At 60.2% G+C, this 25,416-nt stretch carries 32 protein-coding genes; 17 read left to right on the top strand and 15 right to left on the bottom strand.

Annotated features, from left to right (window positions below; genetic code table 11):
- Positions 1 to 6: 6 nt before the first annotated feature.
- A complete protein-coding gene (locus tag ACR0LD_RS15380; RefSeq protein WP_093963661.1) occupies positions 7 to 651 on the top strand; it encodes a DUF1523 family protein in 645 nt (214 codons plus the stop codon).
- A gap of 50 nt (positions 652 to 701) precedes the next feature.
- On the opposite strand, the gene ACR0LD_RS15375 is transcribed toward ACR0LD_RS15380, so the two are convergent.
- The 6 genes from ACR0LD_RS15375 to ACR0LD_RS15350 all read right to left on the bottom strand — a co-directional run bounded on the left by ACR0LD_RS15375 (position 702) and on the right by ACR0LD_RS15350 (position 7,944).
- Positions 702 to 1,796, bottom strand: coding sequence for a flagellar basal body P-ring protein FlgI (locus tag ACR0LD_RS15375; RefSeq protein ID WP_093963660.1), 1,095 nt, complete (start codon positions 1,794 to 1,796; stop codon positions 702 to 704).
- Positions 1,793 to 2,800, bottom strand: coding sequence for a flagellin (locus ACR0LD_RS15370; protein ID WP_480637780.1), 1,008 nt, complete (start codon positions 2,798 to 2,800; stop codon positions 1,793 to 1,795). The genes ACR0LD_RS15375 and ACR0LD_RS15370 overlap by 4 nt, the downstream gene beginning before the upstream one ends.
- Positions 2,801 to 2,802: 2 nt before the next feature.
- On the bottom strand, positions 2,803 to 4,242 hold the full coding sequence (gene flgK / locus ACR0LD_RS15365; protein WP_480637778.1) for a flagellar hook-associated protein FlgK: 1,440 nt from the start codon (positions 4,240 to 4,242) through the stop codon (positions 2,803 to 2,805).
- Positions 4,243 to 4,280: 38 nt separating this feature from the next.
- Positions 4,281 to 5,576 (bottom strand): flagellar hook protein FlgE, encoded by a 1,296-nt coding sequence (locus tag ACR0LD_RS15360; RefSeq protein ID WP_170343156.1) that lies wholly within the window; start codon positions 5,574 to 5,576, stop codon positions 4,281 to 4,283.
- A 97-nt stretch (positions 5,577 to 5,673) separates the two neighbouring features.
- Positions 5,674 to 6,513, bottom strand: coding sequence for a flagellar motor protein MotB (locus tag ACR0LD_RS15355; protein WP_170343155.1), 840 nt, complete (start codon positions 6,511 to 6,513; stop codon positions 5,674 to 5,676).
- 93 nt (positions 6,514 to 6,606) lie between these two features.
- The gene (locus ACR0LD_RS15350) at positions 6,607 to 7,944 is read right to left on the bottom strand and encodes a FliI/YscN family ATPase (protein ID WP_475145770.1); all 1,338 of its coding nucleotides are present in this window, start codon (positions 7,942 to 7,944) and stop codon (positions 6,607 to 6,609) included.
- Between the two features lie 87 nt (positions 7,945 to 8,031).
- Between ACR0LD_RS15350 and ACR0LD_RS15345 the strand changes: the two genes are divergently transcribed.
- From ACR0LD_RS15345 to ACR0LD_RS15305, 9 genes are read left to right on the top strand one after another with little or no spacing between them, the layout of a single operon-like run.
- The gene (locus tag ACR0LD_RS15345; RefSeq protein ID WP_170367772.1) at positions 8,032 to 8,421 is read left to right on the top strand and encodes a FlgB family protein; all 390 of its coding nucleotides are present in this window, start codon (positions 8,032 to 8,034) and stop codon (positions 8,419 to 8,421) included.
- Positions 8,422 to 8,431: 10 nt separating this feature from the next.
- Entirely contained in the window at positions 8,432 to 8,818 is a 387-nt protein-coding gene (gene flgC / locus ACR0LD_RS15340) for a flagellar basal body rod protein FlgC (RefSeq protein WP_170367525.1), read from the top strand.
- 12 nt (positions 8,819 to 8,830) lie between these two features.
- Entirely contained in the window at positions 8,831 to 9,121 is a 291-nt protein-coding gene (gene fliE, locus ACR0LD_RS15335; protein ID WP_170367526.1) for a flagellar hook-basal body complex protein FliE, read from the top strand.
- 3 nt (positions 9,122 to 9,124) lie between these two features.
- Positions 9,125 to 9,397 carry a flagellar biosynthetic protein FliQ gene (locus tag ACR0LD_RS15330; protein ID WP_093963653.1) on the top strand — a complete coding sequence of 91 codons (273 nt, stop codon included), beginning with the start codon at positions 9,125 to 9,127 and terminating at the stop codon, positions 9,395 to 9,397.
- A complete protein-coding gene (locus ACR0LD_RS15325) occupies positions 9,397 to 10,107 on the top strand; it encodes a flagellar hook-basal body complex protein (protein WP_480637773.1) in 711 nt (236 codons plus the stop codon). The genes ACR0LD_RS15330 and ACR0LD_RS15325 overlap by 1 nt, the downstream gene beginning before the upstream one ends.
- A gap of 24 nt (positions 10,108 to 10,131) precedes the next feature.
- Positions 10,132 to 10,917 carry a flagellar basal-body rod protein FlgG gene (gene flgG, locus ACR0LD_RS15320; RefSeq protein ID WP_093963652.1) on the top strand — a complete coding sequence of 262 codons (786 nt, stop codon included), beginning with the start codon at positions 10,132 to 10,134 and terminating at the stop codon, positions 10,915 to 10,917.
- The gene (gene flgA, locus ACR0LD_RS15315) at positions 10,917 to 11,333 is read left to right on the top strand and encodes a flagellar basal body P-ring formation chaperone FlgA (RefSeq protein ID WP_480637771.1); all 417 of its coding nucleotides are present in this window, start codon (positions 10,917 to 10,919) and stop codon (positions 11,331 to 11,333) included. Before flgG ends, flgA begins: the two co-directional genes overlap by 1 nt.
- A gap of 2 nt (positions 11,334 to 11,335) precedes the next feature.
- Entirely contained in the window at positions 11,336 to 12,064 is a 729-nt protein-coding gene (flgH, locus tag ACR0LD_RS15310; RefSeq protein WP_170369927.1) for a flagellar basal body L-ring protein FlgH, read from the top strand.
- A gap of 9 nt (positions 12,065 to 12,073) precedes the next feature.
- Positions 12,074 to 12,595, top strand: coding sequence for a flagellar basal body-associated FliL family protein (locus ACR0LD_RS15305; protein WP_254437120.1), 522 nt, complete (start codon positions 12,074 to 12,076; stop codon positions 12,593 to 12,595).
- Positions 12,596 to 12,624: 29 nt separating this feature from the next.
- Here ACR0LD_RS15305 and ACR0LD_RS15300 read toward each other — a convergent pair whose 3' ends face one another.
- The 8 genes from ACR0LD_RS15300 to ACR0LD_RS15265 form a co-directional block, all read right to left on the bottom strand.
- Positions 12,625 to 13,011: a hypothetical protein gene (locus ACR0LD_RS15300; RefSeq protein WP_174819821.1), complete on the bottom strand. Its 387-nt coding sequence runs from the start codon at positions 13,009 to 13,011 to the stop codon at positions 12,625 to 12,627.
- Positions 13,008 to 14,096: a flagellar type III secretion system protein FlhB gene (gene flhB / locus ACR0LD_RS15295; RefSeq protein WP_480637768.1), complete on the bottom strand. Its 1,089-nt coding sequence runs from the start codon at positions 14,094 to 14,096 to the stop codon at positions 13,008 to 13,010. Before flhB ends, ACR0LD_RS15300 begins: the two co-directional genes overlap by 4 nt.
- On the bottom strand, positions 14,093 to 14,866 hold the full coding sequence (locus tag ACR0LD_RS15290; RefSeq protein ID WP_170367529.1) for a flagellar biosynthetic protein FliR: 774 nt from the start codon (positions 14,864 to 14,866) through the stop codon (positions 14,093 to 14,095). The genes flhB and ACR0LD_RS15290 overlap by 4 nt, the downstream gene beginning before the upstream one ends.
- Entirely contained in the window at positions 14,863 to 16,890 is a 2,028-nt protein-coding gene (gene flhA / locus ACR0LD_RS15285) for a flagellar biosynthesis protein FlhA (RefSeq protein WP_480637855.1), read from the bottom strand. Before flhA ends, ACR0LD_RS15290 begins: the two co-directional genes overlap by 4 nt.
- 63 nt (positions 16,891 to 16,953) lie before the next feature.
- Entirely contained in the window at positions 16,954 to 17,658 is a 705-nt protein-coding gene (locus tag ACR0LD_RS15280; RefSeq protein ID WP_170372457.1) for a lytic transglycosylase domain-containing protein, read from the bottom strand.
- 72 nt (positions 17,659 to 17,730) lie between these two features.
- A complete protein-coding gene (locus ACR0LD_RS15275) occupies positions 17,731 to 18,159 on the bottom strand; it encodes an Lrp/AsnC family transcriptional regulator (RefSeq protein WP_093963783.1) in 429 nt (142 codons plus the stop codon).
- A 56-nt stretch (positions 18,160 to 18,215) separates the two neighbouring features.
- Positions 18,216 to 19,535, bottom strand: a complete 1,320-nt coding sequence (locus ACR0LD_RS15270) for an MFS transporter (RefSeq protein ID WP_480637765.1) — start codon at positions 19,533 to 19,535, stop codon at positions 18,216 to 18,218.
- Positions 19,535 to 19,789 (bottom strand): metal-sensing transcriptional repressor, encoded by a 255-nt coding sequence (locus tag ACR0LD_RS15265; protein ID WP_170372452.1) that lies wholly within the window; start codon positions 19,787 to 19,789, stop codon positions 19,535 to 19,537. The genes ACR0LD_RS15270 and ACR0LD_RS15265 overlap by 1 nt, the downstream gene beginning before the upstream one ends.
- Positions 19,790 to 19,921: 132 nt before the next feature.
- Between ACR0LD_RS15265 and ACR0LD_RS15260 the strand changes: the two genes are divergently transcribed.
- The 7 genes from ACR0LD_RS15260 (at position 19,922) to ptsN (ending at position 24,703) form a co-directional block, all read left to right on the top strand.
- Positions 19,922 to 20,536, top strand: coding sequence for a ribonuclease D (locus ACR0LD_RS15260; protein ID WP_170359906.1), 615 nt, complete (start codon positions 19,922 to 19,924; stop codon positions 20,534 to 20,536).
- The gene (locus tag ACR0LD_RS15255; protein WP_170530135.1) at positions 20,533 to 21,501 is read left to right on the top strand and encodes a KpsF/GutQ family sugar-phosphate isomerase; all 969 of its coding nucleotides are present in this window, start codon (positions 20,533 to 20,535) and stop codon (positions 21,499 to 21,501) included. The genes ACR0LD_RS15260 and ACR0LD_RS15255 overlap by 4 nt, the downstream gene beginning before the upstream one ends.
- A gap of 12 nt (positions 21,502 to 21,513) precedes the next feature.
- Positions 21,514 to 22,113 (top strand): LPS export ABC transporter periplasmic protein LptC, encoded by a 600-nt coding sequence (gene lptC, locus ACR0LD_RS15250; protein ID WP_170359908.1) that lies wholly within the window; start codon positions 21,514 to 21,516, stop codon positions 22,111 to 22,113.
- 39 nt (positions 22,114 to 22,152) lie between these two features.
- Entirely contained in the window at positions 22,153 to 22,608 is a 456-nt protein-coding gene (locus tag ACR0LD_RS15245) for an LptA/OstA family protein (protein WP_170342617.1), read from the top strand.
- Positions 22,608 to 23,366: an LPS export ABC transporter ATP-binding protein gene (lptB, locus tag ACR0LD_RS15240; RefSeq protein WP_093963638.1), complete on the top strand. Its 759-nt coding sequence runs from the start codon at positions 22,608 to 22,610 to the stop codon at positions 23,364 to 23,366. Before ACR0LD_RS15245 ends, lptB begins: the two co-directional genes overlap by 1 nt.
- A gap of 252 nt (positions 23,367 to 23,618) precedes the next feature.
- Complete coding sequence (gene hpf / locus ACR0LD_RS15235; protein ID WP_170342438.1) at positions 23,619 to 24,182, top strand: ribosome hibernation-promoting factor, HPF/YfiA family; 564 nt, start codon at positions 23,619 to 23,621, stop codon at positions 24,180 to 24,182.
- Between the two features lie 56 nt (positions 24,183 to 24,238).
- Positions 24,239 to 24,703 (top strand): PTS IIA-like nitrogen regulatory protein PtsN, encoded by a 465-nt coding sequence (gene ptsN / locus ACR0LD_RS15230; RefSeq protein WP_170343139.1) that lies wholly within the window; start codon positions 24,239 to 24,241, stop codon positions 24,701 to 24,703.
- Positions 24,704 to 24,763: 60 nt separating this feature from the next.
- Here the strand turns inward: ptsN and dalA are convergent, their stop codons facing one another.
- The gene (gene dalA / locus ACR0LD_RS15225) at positions 24,764 to 25,282 is read right to left on the bottom strand and encodes a divisome-associated lipoprotein DalA (protein ID WP_093963636.1); all 519 of its coding nucleotides are present in this window, start codon (positions 25,280 to 25,282) and stop codon (positions 24,764 to 24,766) included.
- Between the last annotated feature and the right edge of the window lie 134 nt (positions 25,283 to 25,416).

Raw genomic sequence — 25,416 nt, 5'->3', positions numbered from 1 at the left:
TTGGGAATGGTCTACATCAAATGGGCGTTCATCCTGATTTTCTGGATCACGCTGGGTGCGATCCTGCAATACTCGCTGCCGCAGCACGACATTGTCCGCATCGTAAACACCTACGAAGAGCGGCAGGATCTGACGGATTGGACCCGCATTTTCTGGTCCGAGCCCGATGATCAGTCGACCAGCCTTTCGAACCGCGATGTGCAGTTCATCCAAGCCGTGCGGGCGAACGGCAAGCCGATCGTCTATCGGAACGAAGATACCAGCTGGGGCTGGCCACCCTATTTTAAGTTCGATACCGCCAACCTTTACACCGAAGCCAACGACGCGATCTCGGACAAGGATGATCCGGATTGGGTTGTCGTGACCCACTACGGCTGGCGCAACGAGTTTCTGTCGATCTTCCCGAATGCCATCTTCATCAAACATGTCGAAGGACCGGATGTCCGCATCATTCCCTGGTTCAACATCATTTTCCTGACCGTTTTTTTTGCCATCGTCTGGGCGCTTTGGGTGCGTTGGCGCAGGTTCCGCGAAGCCCGCATCGACCCCATGCTTGAAAGCGTCGAGGATGGTCTCTACGCCGCTGGGGATGCGATCGACGAACGAAGGTCCAGCTTCCGGCGCTGGCTGGACAGTTGGAAGTCAAAATAGAACGGAACCGGGAATTTGTCCGAAAGTCGGCTTCCTGCCTATGCGGACCGCTATCTGACGACAAACTCGGCGTGAAGGGCTCCGGCGGCTTTGATGGTTTTGAGAATGTCGATCATATCCCGCGGGGACACGCCCAACGCGTTCAGGCCGGCAACCACCTGCGACAGCGTCGTCGCTTCGGGGATTTCTGCCAACCCGGTGCCGGCGTCCTCCTCAATCCCTGCGATGGTTCGCGGCACAACAACGGTCTCCCCTCTGGCAAAGGGGTTGGGCTGAACGGCGATCGGAGATTCCTCTACCCGAAGTGTCAGGTTGCCTTGAGAAACCGCGACACGTGAAATTCGGACCTCCTGCCCCATGACGATCGTGCCGGAGCGCTGATCAACAACCACACGAGCCTTGGTTTCGGGTTCAATCAGGATGTTTTCGATCCGGCCGATCGCATGCGCGGTGGAAGGGGCCCGCGTTTCCGGGATGCTCAATTCCACCGTGCCCGAGTCGCGCATGACTGCAACGGCGCGATTGAACTCGCGATTGATGGCCGCTTCGATCCGGCCTGCGGTCGTAAAGTCCGGCTCGCGCAGGGCCAACCGCAATTGGGAAAGGCCTGACAGTTCAAAATCGATCTCCTGCTCGACCCGGGCCCCGGCGGGGATGACACCGGATGTCGGGACCCCTTGAACAACCGATGCAGCGTCACCTTCGGCGACTGCACCGCCTGCCAGAACGGTTCCCTGCGCAACTGCGTAGATCTGCCCATCCGCGGCGTTCAACGGTGTCATGACGAGCGTGCCGCCCAGCAGGCTTTTGGAATCTCCGATCGCCGAAACGGTCACATCGATCTGCCCACCCACCCTCGCAAAGGGCGGAAGGGTGGCGGTGACAAGAACGGCGGCGACGTTCTTGGGGCGAAAGTCCTCGCCAGTGACGTTTACACCCAACCGTTCCAGTATGTTCGACATGATTTCTTCGGTGAACGGAGAATTGCGCAGCCCGTCACCGGTTCCGTTCAGTCCAACGACAAGGCCATATCCCACGAGGTCATTGCCGCGCACACCGTCAAAATTCACTAGATCCTTGAGCCGGACAGCCCCGGAAACCGCCACCGAAGGCAGCATGATCAGAAGGAAGGCCAGAAGTCTCATCTCAGGAAATTCACCAATGATAGGGTCGAGTTGCGGACAGTGACCGAATAGAGGCTTTCGAGCTGGAACTGCACGGTCTGCAGGTGTGCCGCAGTTTCGTAGGGATCGGCGGCGACAAGTTCGTTGCGCGCGTATTCAAAACTGGTCCTGGCCGCCGCATTTCGTGTTTCGGTCTGTTCGATGCGGGCTTGCACCGCTCCGATCTGAGCGCGCATCGTCACGACGTCATCCTTGGTGTTGGCCAGAGCCACGCCCAGATCGGTGAACAAGGCAGTCTGCAGGTCTGGCGGCCATCCCAGCGCGCCCTCCGTCGCCAAGGCCGCAAGCGCGACATCACGTAATCCATCCCGAAGTTTCGGATCATTGGCCGTGAACTGCATGTTCACCCGCTCGGTCTCCGAAATCTGCATTGGTACGAGGGTCGTGTTGGACCCGTTGTACATGACTGCCTCGAATCCGGCAGGATCATTGAACCAATCTTCGGCCGCTTGGCGAATATCGGTCAGGGTTGTCAGCCCTGCCAATTCGGTTCGCAGCGCAGCCAGTAGCGTGTCCGTCGACTTCAACGGAGAGGTGTCCGTGGCGGTTCCCGCGAACAAGCTGCGGCCACCGACCCGCGTGTTCAGTGAAGAAATCATCGTGTCCAGTTCGTTGCGCGCCTGAGCCGAGGCCTGAGCATGCGAAGTCGCTTGGTTGGACGTCCCAAACGCGAGCAGAGAAGCCGAAACCTCGCCGATCGAGGTCTCAAATGTCTCGAGACTGATCTGAATGGCATCAGCAAACAGATTTGCCTCGGCGGTCGCCGTAGAGAAGGCGTCCAGCTGTGCAATTTTTCGATCCAGGTCCAGCAGATGCGAGTAATCGCCACTGAGACGCCCAGAAATGTCAGCGGTTTGACCCGTAGACATTTCATAGGACAGGGTTTCGATCTGCGTTTTGATCTCGGTGCTGCGCGCACGCAAGGTCAGACCGCGGGCCAGATCACCAATCGAGTTCAAGGTCATGGTTACATCCTCAGCAGCAAATCCATCAATTCGTCGACAACGGTGACGATCCGCGCATTGGCGGCATAGGCCTGTTCAATCTGCATCATGCGCTGCAATTCGGTGTCACTGTCCACGCCTTGCTCGGCCACTAACTGTTCCATTTGGAGTTGCGCGTTGGATGCGTAGCTTTGGCGTGATTGAGCGGTATGGGCAGCTGTGCCAGCTTTGGACAAAAGCGCCGCCGACACCTCACTGGCCCGCAGGGCCCCTGTGCCGAAAGCTGGGGCAGGGCGCGGCGTGGTCAATACGGCGCCAAAAGCCTGCAGCTGGGTTGCCTCGCCGGGGTCGTTGGGTGCAACGGCTCCCAACCCCGCGCGCAGTTTCCAACTGTCGCCGCCGGCATCTGGATCGACAATCGGGTTGAGCTCAAGACGGGACGCGAGCCCCGCCGGCGCCGCGGCATCGAAACGCGAACCGGCATCGGTGAACAAGCCTGGATCAGTCGGCATCGCGGTCGGGTCCAGGCCGGCAGTTTCGAACCGTTCGATCAGATCGCGCGCAACTGCGTCCAGGTCCTCATGCGCGTCGATGGCCAACACGTCGCGAATGTCAAACTGGGCTGCCAGAGCGCCGCCGCGGATATGTGCGGAATCACCGGATGTGCGGACTGGCCGTCCATTGAGTTCGAGCCCGGACAGCAGTCCGTTTCCTACGGTCATGTGCGGTTTGGTATTACCGGTGACCGAGAACGCGAACTCTGCGGCTGATCCTTCTAGAAGTATCAGCCCACCGTCGGAGTACAGCGAGACGCGGTTGTTGTCGCGCGCCACGACATTGACCGGAACCAGCTGGTTGACTTGGTCAATGAGAACCTGGCGTTGATCCAGCAACCCATTGATATCGCCGCCCGCGTTCTCAACAGCCGGGATCTTGGCATTCAACGCTTCGATATCTTTCAGGGTTGCATTCAGTGTTTCGACATACGTACCGATTGTTCGGTCCGCGTCAGAACGCATCTTGCTGAGGCCGTCGGACGCCTTATTCAAATCGGCAACCAGATCCCTAGCTGCGCGCGCCGCCAGATCCAGACGCTCGACCGAGCCGGGATTGCTTGCGGCCGTGATCAAGCCGTTCTCGAATGCGCTCAAAGATACCGCGATCGATCTGCCGTCATCGGGGGTACCGACCAATGCTTCGAATTGCGAGTAAAACTCCGAGATTGCCGAGGCCGCCGCGTTATCCGCCGTTGCCGCGCGCAGGTTCGCCATCAGAACAGGATCTTGATGGCGGGTGATTCCCACGACCCTGACGCCGTTGCCGGAAATAGAGTTGGTGGTCAGCTCCAACGTCCGCTTGGCGTAGCCGGGCGTCAGCGCATTGGCTATGTTGCCCGAGACGACGGCGGCGCCGCGGCTTGCCGCGCCCAGCCCACCCAGCGCGTTATTCAGGGCCGTTGACATGCTCATGAGGCCGTTCCTTTCCGCTTTGCAGGTTCAGATCAGCGCTTGATGTTGGTTGTTTCCTGCAACATCTCGTCGACTGTCTGGATCACCTTTGCGCTTGACGAATAGGCGCGCTGGGTTTGGATCATCGACGTCAGTTCAGTCGCAACGTCGGTCGTCGACTCTTCGCGCGCGAAGGAAATCAATTCGCCCGTCGGACCTTCGCCGGCATCCCACAGGAAATAAGTTCCACTGTCGCGAGACGGCGCATATGTCTGGCTGTCGAGTGCGGTCAACCCATTCGGGTTGGGGACGTCCGCCAGCGGTATCTGGTACATCCGACGGGTGACGCCCGTGTCATACAGCGCGTAGACGTATCCGTTTTCATCGACCTGAACGCTGGACATGGTCCCGACTGCGGATCCGTCCCGGGTGATCGAAACCGGCGCAAACGTGTCGGACAGTTGAGTGATTCCATCGCTGTCACCGATCAGACCGATATTGACCTCCATCGGGCCGCCGGCGACGTTGACGACAAAGCTGCCGGTGGTCGGATCATAGGTGCCACCGGACACGGTGGTCACACTGGCAAGGGTACCGCCTGCGGTTCTGCTGTCCGTAAATGTCAGCGTATATTCACCGATCACGGCACCGCCCGAAGCGGAGTCGCGCAAGATCATCGTCCATTCGTTGCTGGACCCGGCGGCCGGCACCGTCGGGACAAGCTCGATATCGACATTCTCGGGTTTGCCCAAATTGTCGAAATATTCGACGGACAAGGGCTGCGTGTCACCAGGTGCGCCGGCATCGGTGGCCGTGGCGGGCAGGTTCATGCGCAGGTTCATTGCGGTGGTCGGCGAGCCGGACAATTGATTGACGCTGAGTTGAACCGGCTGCAACGCTGCGGGTGTGTCGCGCGAAACGTTGGGAATGGACCCATCGGCGTTGGCGGGCCAGCCCAGCAGCACAAGTCCGGACTCGGTAACCAGATACCCTTCCGCATTGGTTCGGAAGGATCCGGTGGTGGTCAGAAGCATTTCGTTTGAATCGGTTCCGATCTGGGAACTTGGGCGAACCGGCAGCATGCCCCGGCCGCGCACGGCCAGGTCGGTTGAGTTGTTGGTGGTAACCAGCGAGCCACGCTGATCGATCAGTCGCTGGCTGGTGGTCCGGACGCCGCCCGCCGAATAGCTTCCGCCCTGGCCCGACGTCACCATCGAATGAAAATCCGTCTCAACCCGCTTGTAACCGTAGGTCGAAGAGTTGGCGATATTGTCCGATATGGTCGCCAACCTGTTCGCGTTGGCCTTCAAGCTGGCCACACCGGCATTCAGCGAAGAGGAAATTGTCATCGGCACGCCCTTCTGTTGCGTAAATCGTTCCCGCAACAGCTAACGCGCTGGGCCTTAACAGCGCGCTAACAAGTAAAATGCCAGATATCCTCCGATCTCAGGGATTGCGTAGAAACACGATCTCGATCCGGTTGTTGCGGGCCGCCATCGGGTTTTTCACCGCCAGCTTGCGATCGGCATGACCCGTGACCCGTTCAAGCCGTTTGGCGCCGACCCCCTTGTCCTGAAGCATCTGCCGTACCACCTGCGCGCGCGAAGTCGACAGATCCCACGACGGATTTCGGGCCAGAACCACCGGAGAGGAATGCACGTGACCCTCGACCGAGATGGAATTCATCACCATGTCCGATGAACGTGCAACCAGCAGTACCAGTGCACGCATCATCTGCGTTGGAGAATCGGAACCTCTCTCGAACAGCGGCTCATCTTCGGTATCGAACAGCTCGACGATCAGACCCTCGTCCGTCACTCGAGTGACAATATGCTTCAAGGCCTTTTGGGACACCATGCTTTCGCCGGAGCGCCCCAGCAGCCGAGCCTCGAGAGACGAGAAGTCTTCGAACGCGCCGCGCCCGCCGCCATCGGCATCCACACCGGTCGAACCCCGCGCGCGCTTGGCCTCGGTCGGGTTCTTGTTCGTCGCTCCCGAGCCGTCCATCACCATGGTTTTCTCCGAGAACATATTGTCGCCCCCAAAGGCCCCGTCGCCCCCGCCGGAAACGGGATTGATCGGAATTGTCGGAGAGAAGTAGTCCGCCAAACCCTTGCGTTGCTTTTCTGTCGTTGCGTTCAACAGCCACATCAACATGAAGAACGCCATCATGGCCGTCACGAAGTCCGCATACGCGACCTTCCAGGCGCCGCCGTGATGGCCATCGCCACCCGAAACGCGCTTCTTCTTGATGATGATCGGCGCCGCATTTGATTGCGCACCCATCTAAACCACCCTTTTTCACCCACCCATTGGATTAACAGCGCGGGGATTAAGGGCGGCTTAATATCTAAAACTGTTCAGACCTTTGCCGACCCATCATTGGACCATCCCGGCGCTGGCCCGGCGCAGGATGACCGAAAGGCGGTTGAAACTGTTCTGGACTCCGTCCGGATCGAGTTTGCCGAAAAAGCCATCAAGCTCGTCATGGATGCGAACCGCCTGATCCAGGAGCGGGTCCGTGCCCGGCGTGTACAGACCCGCCTTGATCATCACTTCGGACTGCTCGTAGCTTCCGACCAACCGGCGGGCTTCGGTGATCAGCTTGTTTTCCTCGGGTGTCGCCGCAGCCGGTAAAGAGCGCGAGACCGAACGGCTGAGCGCGATGGCTGGAAAGCGCCCTCGCTCGGCGATCTCGCGACTTAGCACGATATGCCCGTCAAGAACGCCGCGCAGGATGTCGGCCACCGGTTCATCCATGTCCGAACCCGCGACCAGAACGCTGAACACGGCGGTGATGTCGCCCTGATCGGCGGTTCCCGGGCCGGCGCGTTCACAAAGGCCGGCGATCATCGGTGTGACCGAAGGCGGAAAACCCCGCAGGGACGGGGCCTCACCCATGGCGACGGCGATCTCGCGATGCGCCTCGGCGAACCGGGTGACAGAGTCGCACAGGAACAGAACGCTCAGACCCTGATCCCGCAAAAACTCGGCCGCTGTCATCGCAGACCAGGCGCAGCGCCGGCGGGCCAGAGCTGATTGGTCGGACGTGGCCGCAACCACGATCGAGCGCCCCATACCTTCGGCGCCCAACGCCGTCTCGACGAATTCATTCACTTCGCGCCCGCGTTCGCCCACCAGCGCGACGACCACTGCATCGGCTTGCATGGATCTGGCCAGCGTTGCCAGCAAACTTGATTTTCCCACACCCGACCCCGCAAAAAGGCCGACACGCTGCCCCTGGACGATCGGAAGCAGGGTGTTCAAAATCGCCAACCCGGTGGCCATACGGTCTCCCAGCGGTTTGCGGTCGACGGCCCGGGGGGGCGCGGACATCACGTTGCGGGCCTGCGTCCCGGGCAGAAGTGGTTTGCCGTCCAGCGGTTTGCCGAACGGATCGACCACGCGACCAAGCCAATGCAAACCGGGTGCAAAAACCGGAGTCGGCTCAAGATAGACCCTGTCCCCCAGGCGAACGCCGTCAGGGGCTGCGCCAGGCAGCATGTGAACGGCTCCGGCCTCGACCTGCAACACTTCGCCAGCCAAGGGCTGGTCGTCGCGTCGCCGCAAAATCAGATGGTCGCCGATGCGCGCGTGTTCCGCCAGCCCTTCGACCTCGATCACCCCACCGGAAACACCAGCGACCAGACCCATGTGCCGCACTGGAGAAAGCCGTTCGAACTGGTACTTCAGAATCGAGGGATCGAGGTCGGACATGGCGTCGGCTCCAATTGGTTTCTGAAAACGGTTTCTAAAGGAATCGGGGTTAAGCCTTGATTGAAATTGATCGAGGGAGAAGCCCCGATGTTCTCGGACCTGAACGTTTTTAAAGTTGCGTACGCCCTGGCAACCCACGCCGGACAACGGCAGGCCGTCATCTCGCGCAACATGGCCAATGCGGATACGCCCGGCTACCTGGCTCGCGATATTGAGCCTTTCGCGGAAGCCTTTGAAAAATCCAGTGCCACCAGCGCAATGAGCGCGACCCGCGAAGGTCATTTGAACGGCGTCGGGCCGGGGGGGATGACTTGGGCCGAACATATGCGCGGCGGCGCCGTCGATCCCAATGGCAATGGTGTTTCGCTTGAAGAAGAAATGCTGAATGCGGTCGAGGTCAAGCGACAGCATGAGCGCGCGCTGGCCATCTACAAGTCCTCGATCGGGATCCTGCGTACCAGTCTGGGCAAGGCGTGAGGAGGCCGTCATGAGCGATTTCTCCAAGTCCCTTGCCGTCACCGCCAGCGCGCTGCGGGCGGAGGCTGCGCGCCTACGCCATGTTTCGGAAAACATCTCGAACGCGGATACTCCGGGTTACCGGCGCAAATCGGTTCCTTTCGAGACGGTGCAGAAGGACGGCACTGATCTGGTTCAGGCCGGTCGGGTCAGGCTGGACCGGCGGGCGTTGCCCCGGATCTATGATCCCAGTCACCCGATGGCGGACGCCAGCGGATACTACGCAGGGTCCAATGTCGATCTTATGGTCGAGATCGCCGACGCGCGTGAGGCGCAACGCAGTTACGAAGCAAACCTCAAGATGTTCGACCAGACCCGACAGATGTCGGCCAGCCTCATGGAATTGTTGAGAAAATAAAGGAAAGCCAGAATGGATATCCGATCGATCACCGCGGCTCAGAGCTATGCGCATGCCCGCCCGGCCACCCAAGCGGATCCGGGAGCAAATGGCGCGGCACAAGGGCTACGCGCAACTTTTCAGGACTTTGCGGCAACCCTGAAACACAGCGAAGAGGTCGCCAATGCGGCCATGATTGGTCAGGCCGACCCACATGCCCTCGTGCAGGCACTGGCCCAGACCGAACTTGCGGTCGAAACAGCGGTTGTCGTGCGCAACAAGGTCGTTGAGGCCTACCAGGAAATTCTGCGGATGCCGGTCTGAACGATGCTCAGCGAAGGTCTGTTCTATGACGTCGTGCGTCAGGCCCTGTGGATTGCCGTGATCACATCAGTTCCGATTCTGACGGTTGCGCTGGTCACGGGTTTGGCCGTGGGCCTGTTCCAGGCCCTGACGTCCATTCAGGAGATGACCCTGACCTTCGTTCCCAAGTTGGTGGCCATCGTCATCGTGTTCTGGGTCTCGATGGGGTTCATGACGCAGACGCTGGTCACATTCTTCACCTCGACACTGGTTCCGCTGATTGCAGGAGGCCGCTGATGGATACAGCCTACGTCACCTTGTCCCGTCAAACCGGGCTGATGAACGAAATGCGCCTGGTCGCGAACAATATCGCCAATGCGCACACGACGGGTTACCGCCAGCAGGGTTTGGTGTTTTCCGAGTTTGTGCGGGACCTTCCCGGCAGCCCCTCTCTGTCCATGAGCCGTGCTCAGGCGCGCAACACGTCTTTTTCGCAAGGCGTGCTGACGGAAACCGGTGGGCAATTCGATTTTGCAATCGAAGGCAGTGGATTTTTCTTGGTTGAAACTCCGTCCGGCAACCGTCTGACCCGGGCGGGCAGCTTTTCACCGGACGCCAATGGCGATCTGGTGACGATGGATGGGCACCGCGTACTGGACAGCAACGGGGCCCCAGTCTTCATTCCACCGGACGCAGCAACCATTGATGTGGGCGGCGACGGGACGCTTAGCGTGAATGGACAGGCTTTGGGGCAGATCGGGGTGGTTCAGCCCGCGGAGGGCACCGAGTTGGTGCGGGAAGGCAGCACCCTGTTCAAACCGGAAGGCGAGGTCGAGCCGGTCGAGCAGCCGGTGGTTCTCAACCGGTTTCTGGAGGGTTCGAACGTCAATGCCATCGGCCAAGTGGCCCGGCTGATCGAAATCCAGCGTGCCTACGAGCTTGGGCAGAGTTTTCTGGACGCCGAAGATGAAAGGGTCCGCGGCGCCGTGAAGACCCTGATGCGCTGATCTGAAACTGCAGGAGAAACCGAAATGCGAGCCCTGAAAATTGCCGCGACCGGAATGGCGGCGCAACAAATGCGGGTCGAGACGATCTCGAACAACCTGGCGAACATGTCGACCACGGGCTACAACGCCCGGCGGGCTGAATTTGCGGATCTGCACTATCAGCAGATGGCTCGCGCCGGCACGGTGAACGCCGCGGACGGGACTGTCCTGCCGACGGGAATACAGCTTGGTCTGGGTGTTCGTCCTGCAGCCGTGACCGTCGAGTTGGCCCAAGGCGCGTTGTCCGCGACGGGCAGTGACCTAGACATTGCGATCGAAGGGCGCGGGTATCTCGAGGTGGTGCTGCCAAACGGTCAGTCGGCCTATACCCGTGACGGCAGTCTGAAGCGATCGGCCGAAGGCCTCATCGTCACGTCGGACGGGTTTGCGGTCGCCCCCGAAATCACTATCCCGGACGACGCGCGGTCGATTTCCATCAACGCGTCCGGCGAGGTCTACGCCTATTTTGACGACACCGCGGAAGGGCAACTGCTGGGGGAATTCACGCTGGCCAGCTTTTCCAATGCCAAGGGCCTCGAGGCCATCGGCAGCAACCTGTTCAAGGAAACCGAGGCTTCAGGCGCACCGATCGTGGGCACCCCAGGCGAGGACGGGCTCGGAATGCTGCGTCAAGGCTATTTGGAAGACAGCTCGGTTGATGCGGTACGTGAGGTGACCGATCTGATCGAGGCGCAGCGCGCTTATGAAATGAATGCCAAGGTGATTTCGGCCGTCGACCAGATGATGGGCGCGACGACACAGGTACGCTGATGCGGGTCGTGGGCTTCATATCCCTATGGCTTCTTCCGGTTGCCGCCTTCGCTGACATAGTCGTGCCGACCAGAACGATCCGGGCCAAGGAGATCATTGAATCCGCTGATCTTCAGGTGAAATCCGGTGAGGCGCCCGGCGCGGTAAATGATCCTGCAGACCTGATCGGGAAGGAAGCCAAAACCGCTTTGTATCCCGGTCGGCCAATTCTGAAGGCAAGTGTCGGCCCTCCCGCTCTGGTCGATCGAAACGATCTGGTGACGCTTGTCTTCGTGAAAGGTGGACTGTCCATCGCGGTCGAAGGGCGTGCGCTGGGCCGCGGAGCCGCCGGAGATCGCATCCGCGTCATGAACCTGTCGTCACGAACGACGGTAATCGGAAAAATCCGTCCCGACGGCCAAATCGAGGTGTTTTGATCATGAAACTGTCCAGATCCCTGTTGCTGGCCATCCTGTCCCTTTCCGCCTGCGGGCGTTTGGACCATCTGGGCAAACCGCCCAGCCTGTCGCCAACTACGGAAACTCCGGAACACGTGGCGATGTTGTGGCCGGGTTTGCCGTTGCACACTCAATCCCAGCGCGCGGTGGACCGCGCGTCTCTGTGGAGTGGGGGTCAGCAGTCTCTGCTGGGCGATCAGCGCGCCATCAAGAAGGGCGATATTCTGACTGTCGTGATCGAGCTGGATGAAAAGGCCGAAATCTCGAACGATACAAACCGGTCGCGCGGCAGCTCGGAAGATCTCAAGGTTCCCGGCCTCTTGGGATTACCCCAGCGCGCAGCGAAGCACCTGCCAGATGGTGCGTCACTGGACGAGGCGGTTTCGATCGATTCCGCGTCGGTCAGCAAGGGCAAGGGGTCGGTGAAACGCAAGGAAAAGCTGACACTGCGCGTCGCCGCAACAGTGATCGATGTCCTGCCGAACGGCGTCCTGTCGATTTCAGGAACACAGGAACTGAGGGTGAATTTCGAACTTCGCGAGCTGCTGGTGTCTGGTTATGTGCGTCCGCAGGACATCTCGCGCCAGAACGAGATTACCTATGACAAGATCGCGTCTGCACGGGTGTCCTATGGCGGCCGCGGCCAGATCACGGATGTTCAGCAGCCACGATACGGGCAACAGGTGCTGGACGCGCTGTTGCCGTTCTAAGGTGTTCAAATGATGAAGAAACTGCTCCCCGTTCTCTTTTTGATTGCAGGTCTCGGGGCCGGCGCTGCGGCTGGGCTATTTTTGACACCGGGACCAGCGGAAACCGTGGCCGATGCCAAAGCACCGGAGCCTCACGCCGAGGAGACCGCCAAGGCAGACAAGGCGAACAAAACCTCCGGCCATAGTGAGACATCGGGCAAGGCTGGTCCCTATGAGTATCTCAAGTTGACCAAACAGTTCGTCGTTCCGGTCGTCGAAGAAAACGAAATCTCTGCTCTGGTGACCATGTCGCTGAGCCTGGAAACCCGGCCGGGCATCTCGGAGGAGTTCTACAAAATCGAACCGAAACTGCGGGACGGGTTTCTTCAAGTGCTGTTTGATCACGCGAATATTGGTGGGTTCGACGGCGAATTCACGCAATCGGACAATCTTGAGGTGCTGCGAAGGTCTCTGTTGGAGGTTGCCCGAAAGGACCTTGGCGATGACGTGTCCCGTGTTTTGATCATGAGCGTGAGCCGCCAGGGCACCTGACGCCAAAAGGGCGGGCTTCAGCTTTCGGTTTACTGGTTCATCAGTTTCCTGGCGCGTGCAATGCGCAGCGCGGTTTCTTGATCGCGCTGCAACGTCTCAACCGCCTGCTTGCGGCCGAATGCTTGGCGAAGGTCCTCCATCATTGCCAGTTTCCGGGATCTGACGCGCGCCAATTCAGTGTTGAGGTCACGCCGGGTTCTGGACTCCCACCCGTGCCACAAGACGTCCGCGCCAGCGATCTGGTACCCAGGGGTTTGCGCGGCGTCCGACGCCGTTTGGGCGACCTGCGCGTTCAGTGCGCTGATCTGTGCCTGAATGCGGCTTTCGGCCTCAAGTATCGGTTTCAGTTTCTGAAACTCTCTTTCGAATGAAGCCGCCGTGACCGCCGCTAGATCCCCTAGTTTCGTGCGTGTCATCCGACCGTTCCCTTCGCGCGTTTTCGCATGGCTTCGGCAAATCGGATGGCGGCAGCGACCGGACGATACAGGTCTTCCGTTATCTCCTTTCCGATTTCGACGGTCGCATGCAGGGCTCGCGCCGTCGGCGGATCCGAATGAATCGGAACTCCTGACTCCATCGCTGTTCGGCGGATTGTCGCGGCAACTTCGTCAACGCCCTTTGCGACGCAGACGGGTGCGGTTCCACGGGCGCGGGTCCATTTCAATGCCACTGCAAAATGGGTGGGGTTGACGATGACCACGTCGGCCTTTGGAACCTCGGCCATCATCTGGTTGGTCGCAATCTCTTGCGCGCGCTGGCGTCTCTGCTGTTTGACATGCGGATCGCCTTCCGAGTCCTTCGTCTCGTCCTGCAGTTCTTTGCGCGACATTCGATTTTTGCGCATGTGCTCGGAATACTGCCACAGGTAGTCGATGACCCCGATGGTCAGCGTGACGGCGACGACGATGAACAGGAACCGAAACAGTAGGTTCATCATCAGCGGGATGGAGGCTCGTGCGGGGCTGGCTGCAGCCGTCAGGATGTCCGCCAGGTTGGATTTCAAAAACACGGCAAGGCAGATGCTGTAGATCACCAGCTTGATGAAGCTTTTGAGGAACTCAAAAAGTCCGGCACGACCGAACTTGTTCTTGGCATTGGATGGGATTGAAATGCGGGATATCTTCGGCGTCAGTTTGCTTGGGGCAAACACCAGGGCGCGCTGTGCCAAGAGGTTCAGCAACACAAACGCCGCTGGAACCGCCAACAAAATACCCGCGGAACCGGCAACCTTTTCCATCAGCCCGCCGACCGGTGCAGCCGCGCTGCCAGACGTCAACAACCGTGACAGTTCCGGGGCCTGATCAATCAGAACCATCAGGGATGATCCCAAATGTTCGGTCGAAAACTGTCCGACCGCCAAAAGAGCGATTGTCAGGCCGGAATAGGCGGCAACGGCGGACAGGTCATTTGACTTGACGACCTCACCCTTTTCCCGAGCCTTCTGCAGTTTCTGTGGTGTCGCCTCGAAGGACTTGTCAGTGTCGTCGTCTGTGCTGCTCATTCCGGTGCTCCGGTCGGATCAAGCAAGTACTGGAACAGGACGTCAGACCAAACCGCAAGGATGATCGGCGTTCCCGCGAACAAAAGGAACAAACCGGCAAAGGTGATTGCCGGCGCGCCCACAAAGGCGACCATCAGTTGAGGCATGGCCCGGTTGATGACACCCAGGGCCAGGTTGTAGATCAATGATGCAATGACAAACGGCATGGCCAGCCCAAAGGCCAATGCAAAGCTGCGCGATACCTGCGACACCCCCCAACGTGACAGATCGGTCGCCATCGGGGCGGCACCCACCGGGAATAGTGAATAGCTGTCGATCAGGAATTGGGCCGCCCGGATGTGAACGCCCATCAGTGTGGCAAGGGCCAACCCGGACAGGGTCAAGAAATGACCCATCGCCGGGGCCGGGTCCGCAGCGGCGCCACCCAGGATCTGCGATAACGACGTGGCTTGCGCGGCCATCGACCCGGCGGTTTGAAGGGCGAGTACCAGTAGCCGAAGTCCGATCCCCAAGGTCAGGCCGATCAGGATTTCGGTCAGTATCAATTGAACCAGCGGCATCAGGCCACTGTCGGGCTCGGCAACGGAAACCGACGGCGCGACGACCAGCGTGAATGCCATTGCGACCCCCAGCTTTACGCGGGTTGGAATGCTGCGCTCCCCGAAAGCTGGTAGCAGGGAAACCAGCGCTGAAACCCTGAGAAAAACCACAAATGAGGACCACAGCACGCCCCCCAGCTGAGCCAGCAAGTCCGGCGGCAGCTCAATCACGCCGGCACCGTTCCGACCAGAGCCGGCCGCGCTTCGAGCCCAATTTCCTCGAACGACAGGACTGGATTCGAGATTCCCCGCGCGTGTATGATGGTACGCAGCAACCTGCGCCGCCGCGTCGAGGTTACCAACGCCGGGAACACACCCTGATCCGCGCTGCGTGTTATCGTCGTGACGACGCCATCGGCCAGTTTGTTGAACAGATTGGGGGGCAGCGCCACATCCAATCCAGCATTCGGAGTGTCGATCTGGTAGGTGGAGAACGTCTCCTCCCATTCCGGCGCCAACTGGATCAGGGGAATCGAGCCGTCGCCACGCTTCAGGTCCGCCACCAGCTGGAAGCCCAGTCGCTGGCGCACGATCTCACAGATCGCCTCAGGCTGCGTCGTGGTCATCCGCGCTTCGGCGACGCTCTCCAGGATCAGCGCCATGTTGCGGATCGAAACCCGTTCTTCTAGCAGCAGACGCAAAACCGCGTGCAAGGTGTCGATCGGAACCTTGTCGGGAATCAGCTCATCCAGCAGCTTTCGGTTTGCTTCGGCCCGGACCGGGTCGCTGAGGCGGGTCATCTCGGACAGCAGGCGGCGCAGGGATTTCAGGGTCAGCAGGCGCGGGAAGTTCTGCTTGATGATTTCCAGCAGATGGGTGGCCAGAATCTCGGGCGGGGTTACGATGGTTGCGCCGCTCAGCGCGGCGGCCTCTTGATCCTTGGGCAGGATCCATCGGGCGGGTGCGCCGTAGACGGGTTCGGTGACGTCATTGCCTTCCGGCAACAGATCCAGCCCGTCCTGCACCAGCGCCAGGATCAGGTCGGGGTGAAGCACCCCCCGGGCCTGTTCGACGCCCTGAACACGAATGACGTAAGTGCCCGTCGGCAAGTCGGCCCGGTCTGTCAGCCGGATCTCCGGCAGGATCAATCCAAAGCTCGACGCGACGTAGGTCCGCATGTTGGTGATCCGAGCGTCCAATCCGGTGCCGGGGTTCAACACCATGCTGACCAGATCCGGGGCAAATTCGAGGTGAACGTCGTCGAGGTCAAGGACGTCTCCGATGCCTTGTGTAGCCTTGGGCTCGGCGTCCGAAGCCGGCATATGTGCCGACTCTGTGGCAGCTGATTGTTTTTTGTGAACAACAAATGCCGCATAGCCCAGGATCACGCCGCCGAGAATGAACGGCAGAAAAGGCAGCCCGGGCACCAGCGCAAACAGCACCATCAGGATCGCAACGGTTGCCAGCGCAGCCGGATGACGCCCCAGTTGCGAGAACAAGGCAGTATCGGTTGCACCCTGCGTACCACCGCGGGCCAGCAACAGGGCGGATGCGATAGAGATGATGACCGCCGGTATCTGCGTGACCAACCCGTCACCAACGGTCAGGATCGCATAGGTTTCAAACGCCGAGGCGACCGGCATACTGTGCACGATCACCCCCATGATCAACCCCATCACCAGGTTGAGCAGGGTAATCAGCAGCCCGGCAATTGCGTCGCCCTTGACGAATTTGGATGCCCCGTCCAGCGACCCGAAAAAGGTGGTTTCCTGTTGCTCAAGCTCGCGCCGTTCCTTGGCTTGCTGATGGTCGATGGCGCCGGCAGACATGTCGCTGTCGATGGCAAGCTGTTTGCCCGGCATACCGTCAAGGGCAAAGCGGGCCCCGACCTCGGCCATGCGCGCCGCACCTTTGGTAATCACCATGAAATTCACGATCAGCAGCACGCCGAACACCACGAGGCCCAGGAAGATGCTGCCGCTCATGACGAATTGGGCAAAGCCCTCGATGACGTCACCGGCGGCGTTGGGCCCGGTATGACCCTGCCCGATGATCAGCTTTGTCGACGACACGTTGAGCGACAGGCGCAGCATCAGCGAAGCCAGCAGGATCGTTGGAAAGGACGAGAAATCCAACGGTCGCTCGATGAACAGGGTCAGGGTGAAAATCAGGATGGCCAGCGCGAACGAGGCCGCAAGGCCAATGTCCAGCACCCAGGATGGCATTGGCAGGATCATCATGACGATCACCGTCATCAAGGCCAACGCCAGTAGAACGGTGGGTGAAAACAGGGATCGGGCGTCAAGCTTTGGCACGCGTCACTCCTGATCGAACGCGATGAACGCAGCAGCAGCGGCGGAGGAGGGAACCAATGAGCCCAAGCGGCCCGTCCCGGTTCGGCCACGACCGGGCGGGATCAAAGGCGCGGCCGCCCGGGAAAAAGGATCGCGGCCCGGGGGTCCCGGTTGCGCCAGCCGCACGCCGTCGAGATTGGCGAGGATGGTTTCAAATCGGTCCGTATACGCCTGTGCAAGGCCGGGCGTACGCGAGTGATAGGCGCCAACCGCATGCCCCCACGAACCCTGTTCAGTAAAAAGCGACTTCAGGAACTGCGCCGCGTAGGCAGCGTTCAGATCCGGATCAAACATAGCGTCTATGGACCGGAAGGCTTTGCCATGCCAGCGGTAGTTGATCTGGAAACAGCCAATATCAAAACTGCGCGCACCCGCTTTGAACACGTCGAAGACAAAGGCCTTGGCCTCGGTCTCGGTGGCGAACCAGTACCCTTTGCCCTCGACATTGACGGTCCAGGGCCAGGGTGTCAGGCGGCCCCTCATGCTGCGCCCGGTCTCGGTTCGAGTGACGGCCAACAGGATATCCTGCGGCACACCTTCGGCCATAGCCGCCCGGCGCGCGGCCCGGTCGCAGACATCAGTCGCGTGGCCATCCGACCATGCCAGGGCGGCAGGCGCGGCGGCGGTTAGCCAAACGGCGATCGAGATGAAAAACTTGAGCTCTGGCATTCTGCCGGTCCGGGGATTCTTGTGTCCGGGCCAAGCTAGCCAGTTTTGGGTTTACAGAGGGTTATCGGGACCTCAGCCCCGATCGATGCGGCGGCCGAACACAACGCTGGTGTTGGTCCGCAGCACTCCCGGGATCGCCGCTAGCTCATCAACCAGAATGTCCAGATCCTCGATCCGCGGCGCTTCGGCGGACAGCAACAGATCGAATTCTCCATTGATCGACAGGCACAGCTTGACCTCTGGATAGGCTTCCAGCCGCTTGATAATGCGGGCGGTTTCTTTCTGCTGTACCTCCAGCAGGACAACGACCTGGACCTTGGGCGTGTCCTCGGCCTGGCGCAGGATCACCGAATATCCGGCGATCACACCGTTTCTCTCCATCCGGCTGATACGTTCATGCACCGTAGTCCGGGCCACCCCGAGCGTTGCCGCGATATGGGTGGTCGAGGCGCGCGCATTGTGTTGCAGCGCGGCAATGATGCGGCGATCAAGCTGGTCCATCTATGCTCCGTGCTCCGAAGGGATGGTTCGGGTGTATGCCAGTTTGGCGCCTGCGCTCAAGGCTGATGCGGGTAACGGGGGTGAAGGTCGTCGATGATGATCGGGTGGGCGTGCTCTGCCGATCCGGACAGGTGCGGATGGTCGACCGGCAGGTCCGGATGCTGGTGGATGACCGCGCCCGGCTCGGCGCGAGGCCATGCCAACAGAGCTCCTACCAGACCGCACAGTGACAGAACGGTCAACAAAGCCATGGCCACTGTCGCACCGAACGCTGTTATGACCCATCCGGCCAGCGGGTAGAGAACCAACCAGCAGGCATGCGACAGGGTGAATTGGGCGGCGAAGACGGCCGGGCGGTCTTCGGCGTGGGCCGACCGGGTCAGCAGGCGCCCCGACGGGGTCAGGGTTGCCGAGTATCCGAAGCCGACCAGTGTCCAGATTGCGGACAGCCCGGCAAGGCTCATGGGTACAGCTGCAGACAGGATCGCAGCAAACGCCATGGCCGCGGTGGCAATTGTCGCACCCGCCAGCATCACTTTGCGGTCCTCGAACCGCCGCAAAACCGCCGGCAAGGCAAATGCCGCCAGCATGGACCCGCTGCCGAATCCGGCCAGCGCGATGGCCACGGCACTATCGGACAGCCCCAGGCTTGCACGCACGATGACGACGGTATTGACCAAGACCATCGCGCTGAGCGCTGCGGCGCTCCAGCTCAAAGCCAGCAACCCCTGCAGGCGTGGTGTGGCCAGATAGATCCGCAGACCGCGGGTCGTGCGGTCGAAGATCCCGCGCGGCCGGACGGGCGTGGGTGAGGGAAGGGCAACCGACATGACCAACAAGGCCGAGGCGACGAAGCCGAGGCTTGTTCCCAGAAACAGGCTGTCGAAGCTGACGAAGATCAGTAGGAACGCGGCCAGCATCGGGCTCACCAGACTTTCCAGATCATAGGCCAGGCGCGACAGCGACAGCGCCTTGGTATAGTCCTGTTGGTCGGTCAGAACGTCTGGTATCGTGGCTTGGAACGCCGGGGTGAACCCGGCTGAGGCAGATTGCAGAACGAAGATCAGAACGTAGACCTGCCAGATGTCGGTCACGAACGGCAGGCACAGCGCCACTGCGGCGCGGACGAGGTCCAGCGTCACAAGGAGTTTTCGTCGGTTCAGCCGTTCCGCAAAGGCCGCCGCCACCGGCGCGACCGAAACATAGGCAACCATCTTTATCGTCAGTGCCGTACCCAGAACCAGGGCCGCAGAGCTTCCGGCCAGATCGTAGGCCAGAAGTCCCAAGGCCACCGTGGCAAGACCGGTGCCCGTCAAGGCCACGATTTGCGCAGCAAGCAGGTGACGATAGACCCGGTTTTGCAGAACGCTCAGCATCACAGGTACTTGGTGATGGCCTTGAAGGCGTCGACCGAGTCGGCGTCGCCCGAAGCAAGGCAATGGTCGACATGATCATGGATCAGTGTCCGCTTGGCATTCGTGATCGCCTTTTCCACGGCGAAAAGCTGCTGAGCGATGTCCGGACAGGGCTCCTGGTCGTCCAGCATGGCGATGACCTTGGCCAGATGCCCATGCGCGCGTTTCAGGCGCGCGATGATCTGCGGGTGTGTTGAATTCTTGTGAGGGTTCATGCATTAACCCTATCCTCCCCATGGGGATGCATCAAGCCTGCCTGAGATCAATCGCGGCATCGGTCCGGATGGCGTTGAGTTTGCAGGCCAAACACCCTATTTCGGGGACGATACCGAACGAAGGAAACACGTGTGGCGAACCATCTGTACAAGAACGACCTGCCCGATGGGCTGGATCTGGGCCCGATCGTGGCCATTGATTGTGAGACCATGGGTCTCAACCCGCACCGGGATCGTCTGTGCGTGATTCAGATGTCCGGGGGTGACGGCGATTGCCATATCGTGCAGGTCGAAAAGGGCCAAACCTCGGCGCCAAACCTGAGTGCCATGCTGGAAAACCCGGATGTGCTGAAGCTGTTTCATTTCGGGCGGTTCGACATTGCCGCGATGTATCATGCCTTCGGGGCGTTGGCCGCTCCGGTGTATTGCACCAAGATCGCCAGCCGCCTTGTGCGCACCTATACCGATCGTCATGGTCTCAAGAACCTGTGTCAGGAGTTGCTGGGCGTCGATATCTCGAAACAGCAACAGATGAGCGACTGGGGTGCGGAGACCCTGACCGAGGCCCAACTGGATTATGCGGCCTCCGACGTCCTGTATCTGCACCGTCTGCGTGATGCCTTGAACGCGCGGCTGGCGCGTGAAGGGCGCGCCGAGATGGCGCAGGCCTGTTTTGACTTCCTGCCGATGCGTGCCAGACTGGATCTGGCCGGATGGCCTGAAACGGATATTTTTGCGCACTCATGACAGACAATGAATCCTTTCTGAAGGTTGCCCGTCAGGTAATCACCGACGAAGCCGGGGCGTTGGATGTTTTGGCCGACAGCCTTGACGACCGGTTTGCCGAAGCCGTTCAGCTGATCCTGCAGGCCACAGGGCGGATCATCATCAGCGGCATCGGCAAGTCTGGACACATCGGTCACAAGATCGCCGCAACCCTGGCCAGCACCGGTACGCCGGCCTATTTCGTTCATCCGGCCGAGGCCAGCCACGGCGACCTGGGGATGGTGTCGAAAGGAGACGTGGTTCTGGCGATCTCCAATTCGGGCGAGGCGCCGGAACTGGCCAATCTTCTGGCCTTTACCCGGCGGTTCGGCATCCCTTTGATCGGCCTGTCCAGCAAGCCCGAAAGCTCGTTGATGAAACAGGCGGACGTGCATTTGCTGATCCCCTCTCTGGGCGAGGCCTGCGGCTATGGGATGGTGCCGTCGATTTCGACCACGCTGACGCTGGCCATGGGTGATGCGCTGGCGATTGCGCTGATGAAATATCGCGACTTCAAACCAGAGGATTTCCGCGCCTTTCATCCGGGCGGCAAACTGGGCGCGCAGCTGAGCGCAGTACGCGATCTGATGCACAGTGGCGATGCGGTGCCGCTGGTTTCTGCCGATACACCGATGAGCGACGCGTTGATCGAGATTAGCCAGAAAGGCTTTGGCGTGGTCGGGGTGACGGACGCGGACGGCAAGCTTGCTGGCATCATCACCGACGGCGACCTGCGGCGCCACATGGAGGGGCTGCTGGACAATACGGCCGCTCAGGTCATGACCCGCAATCCGACCACGATCGCACCAGATTCGCTGGCCGAAGAAGCCGTGGCGATCATGAACGCGCGCAAGATCACCTCGTTGTTCGTCGTCGACCCCGAACAACCGGGATTGGCGCAGGGCCTTCTGCATATTCACGATTGCCTGCGCGTCGGGCTGGGCTGACAGGAGGCGCAGGTGGACCGCTATTCCCGAATGGTGCAGTTCCTGAAGGTTCTGTTGCCGCTGGCGGCGATTCTGCTGCTGTCCACGGTATTCCTGCTGTCGCGCAGCATCGAAACAAACGTCTCGGGTCCGTTCACCCAGCAGGATATCGACGAACGGCTTGAGGGGCAGCTTGTGACCCGCCCGAACTATCGGGGGACCACCCGCAAGGGCGAAGATGTCCAGGTCGAGGCGGTGCGGGCCAGCCAGGGAACTGCCGACAGCGATCCAAGAGCAACCGAATTCCGTGGCCGGTTCGGCCTGCTGAACGGTGGGGTGATCACACTGGACTCCAACTCGGGGTCGATCCGACCGGACAAGGCGACGGCCACCTTCACGGGGGACGTGGTGATCACCACCACGGACGGTATCCGGGTGACGACAGACCTGTTGAATACTTCATTGGACGAGATCCGGGGCGATACGCCAGGTCAGGTGCAGGGAACAGGACCAATCGGCAATTTCTCGGCCGGGCGGATGACATTCGGCGCTGAAAAAGACGGTGGACCGGTCCATATTCTTTTTACAGATGGCGTTAAGCTGTTATATGAGCCGAAAAAAGCCGAAAGATAGACTGTGTTTGATTTTCGTTTCGTCCTCGTTTGTTTCGCCCTGGCCGTGGGTTCGGTACCAGCGTCCGCGCAGGAAGCGCAGGTGGCCTTTGGGTCGGTGAAAGCCGATCCCAGTCTGCCGGTCGAAGTGACATCCGAGACGCTGAACGTCAATCAAGAGGACGGTTCGGCCGAGTTTCTTGGCAACGTCATTGTCGTGCAGGGCGAAATGCGCCTGTCCGCCGGTCGCGTGTTGGTGATCTACAACCAGGATCGGTCGGGGATCGAACGCATGGAGGCATCGGAAAACGTCGTGCTTGTCAGCCCGCCGGATGCCGCCGAAGGGGACTGGGCGGAATACACCATCGACTCGGGTGTGATCGTGATGAAGGGCAACGTTCTGCTGACGCAGGGGCCCAGCACGATCAGCGGCGACCAGATGATTGCGAACCTGACAAGCGGAACCGCGACCATGTCGGGGCGGGTCAAGACGATCCTTCAGCAGGGCGGCAATTGATGGCGGGCCCGCAACTGTCCGTTGCCGAAGGGTCTCAGGGTCTGAAGATTCAGAAACTGCGCAAATCTTATCGCAAAAAGACCGTGATCCGGGACGTGTCGATGACGCTGGACCGGTCCGAGGTCGTTGCGTTGCTAGGGCCGAACGGCTCAGGCAAGACGACCACGTTCTATTCCGTTGCCGGGCTGGTGTTCCCCGAGGCCGGAACGGTGACGTTGGACGGTCAGAATGTGACCACGCTGCCGATGTATCGCCGGGCGCGCATGGGCATTGGGTATCTGCCGCAGGAAATGTCGATCTTTCGCGGCTTGAGTGTCGAGGACAATATCTCGGCCGTGCTCGACATTGCGGTGAAGCATGTGCACCGCCGCAAGGAACGTCTGGAAGAGCTGCTCTCGGATTTTTCGATCGAGCATTTGCGACGGGCGCCTGCCCTTGCATTGTCGGGCGGTGAGCGCCGTCGCGTCGAGATAGCCCGCTGTCTGGCCGCCGACCCCAAGTACCTGCTGCTGGACGAGCCATTTGCCGGCGTCGACCCGATCAGCGTGGGCGATATCCGGCATCTGGTGGCGGATCTGAAAAAGCGTGGAATCGGCGTACTGATCACCGACCACAACGTGCGGGAAACGCTGGAAATTGTGGACCGCGCCTATATCCTGCACGACGGGCAGGTGCTGATGTCCGGATCGCCCGACGAGGTGGTGGAAAACGAAAATGTCCGCCGCGTGTATTTGGGTGAAAACTTCAAGATTTCATAGGCTTAGCTGTGATTGCGCCAGGCGCATGACAGAATTCGCGTATATACACTCCTGTTTTGATTGACTCTTCTGCCGCCTCTTGGCTCAATTGGGACATGGCATTTTCGCGGTTCCAGACTGGATCTCGATCTCCCTTCTCCGAAGGGCCCTACCGAGGACAACCGCGAAACATGTCTCTACCCCCCACCCGATAAAAACAAGCATGTCACCTGACGTGACGTCATAATGGGTGTGAATTGTGAAGGAGATCACATGCGTTACCAAATCAGCGGCAAACAGATCGACATTGGTGCAGCCTTGCAGACACACGTGCAGGACGCATTGGGCGAGGTCGTGAGCAAATATGCTCAGCGACCGACGGATGCCAACGTCGTCTTTTCCCGTTCAGCGCATGAGTATGTGTGCGAAACCACCATACATATGTCCACGGGCCTGACAGCCCAGGCCAAGGCACATGCAACCGAAATCTATGCAGCATTCGAGGCGTGCTGCGAAAAGATGGAGAAACAGCTGCGTCGCTACAAGCGTCGCCTCAAGGACCACCATCGTGAACGGGCTCAGCCGGTTGAACTCTTCGGAGCGTCATCTTATATCCTCGCCTCGAACGAATCGGACGTGGCCGACGAACCCGACTCATTGCAGCCCATCATCGTGGCTGAGATGGAAACCAAGATCCCATCGTTGAGTGTCGGCGAAGCTGTCATGCAAATGGAATTGGCCGGCGCCCCGGTGCTGGTGTTCAGGAATGAAAACAAGGACGGATTGAACGTCGTGTATCGCCGGGATGACGGCAATATCGGCTGGATCGATCCGTAACAGGCAAGAATTGGGCGGGGCCCCCGGATTCTGGGGGCGTCGCCGTGGAGCAAAACATGGATTTGTCGAGCATACTGAAGCCCGAAGCGGTGCGCGTGCTATCTGCAGCGTCCAGCAAAAAACGGTTGTTTCAGGAAATCGGTGACGTCGCCGCGGGCGCACTCGGACTTGATCCGCAGACCATCGTAGACTGCCTGCTGGAGCGGGAAAGCCTTGGGCCGACCGGCGTTGGCCATGGTGTTGCCCTGCCACACGCCCGTTTGTCCGAGATCGATTCGGTTGCCGGCGTGTTCGTCATGCTGGAAAAGCCCATCGACTTCGGATCGGTCGACCGTCAGCCCGTGGATCTGGCCTTTGCGCTGTTCGCCCCGGAAGACGCCGGTGTCGAGCACCTCAAGGCCTTGGCGCTGGTATCGCGCACGCTGCGCGACGGCGCGGTCTGCTCGAAGCTTCGGGCCAACCCGGATCCGGTCAAGCTGTATGCGATCCTGACCACAGCCCAGTCCATGCAAGCTGCCTGAGACCTGTTAGAAAGAAAAAAGCCCCCGGTTTTCGGGGGCTTTTTTCGTCTGGGGCCATGCTTAACCGCCGGTTCCCATCTCGAGCGTCCACCAGATCTTCCCGCCGTTTTCCTGGTGCCACGCAAACCCCATCTGGGTTGCTTGCGGGTCCATGATCACCGATCGCGGACCCGGTTCCTGCATCCACGCGGCCAGGGTTTCGGTTTCGGTCTCGTAGGTCTCGGAAATCGCTTCACCCAGGAAACGCCCCGCATAACCGGCACGGGCCACCCGGTCGAGCGGCGAAGATCCGTCCGAGCCGAAATGCCAGGGCCGGTTCTGCCGCGACATGTCCTTGGCGTGCGTCGCCGCCGCTGCGTTCAACTGCGCGTTCAACTGCACCGACTGCAGTCCCGACGCCTGCCGCAGGGCGTTTACGGAATCAAGCATGCGGAACTGCAGTTTTTCGGGATTTCCCCGGATCTTGTAGGCTTTGGGCAGCGGGCGCCCATCCGCACCAAGGGTTGAAGTGCCGCTCACGTCGGTACATGCCGCCAGCGCGACAAGGCAAATCAAGAGCAGGGAAAATATGCGCGTCATGATGAGTCCGGTTTGCTTGTTTCCAATTGGCAATACCCTGCCAGCGGCCCATGAGCAAAGGCTCAAATGCACGAACCCGCATGATTCTGCCGGTTTGATTTGCGACTGAAGCATTCTGGCAATAACATAGAGCG

It is taken from the genome of Ruegeria sp. BF8 (assembly GCF_056538625.1).
This window is presented reverse-complemented; position numbering and strand designations above follow the sequence as displayed.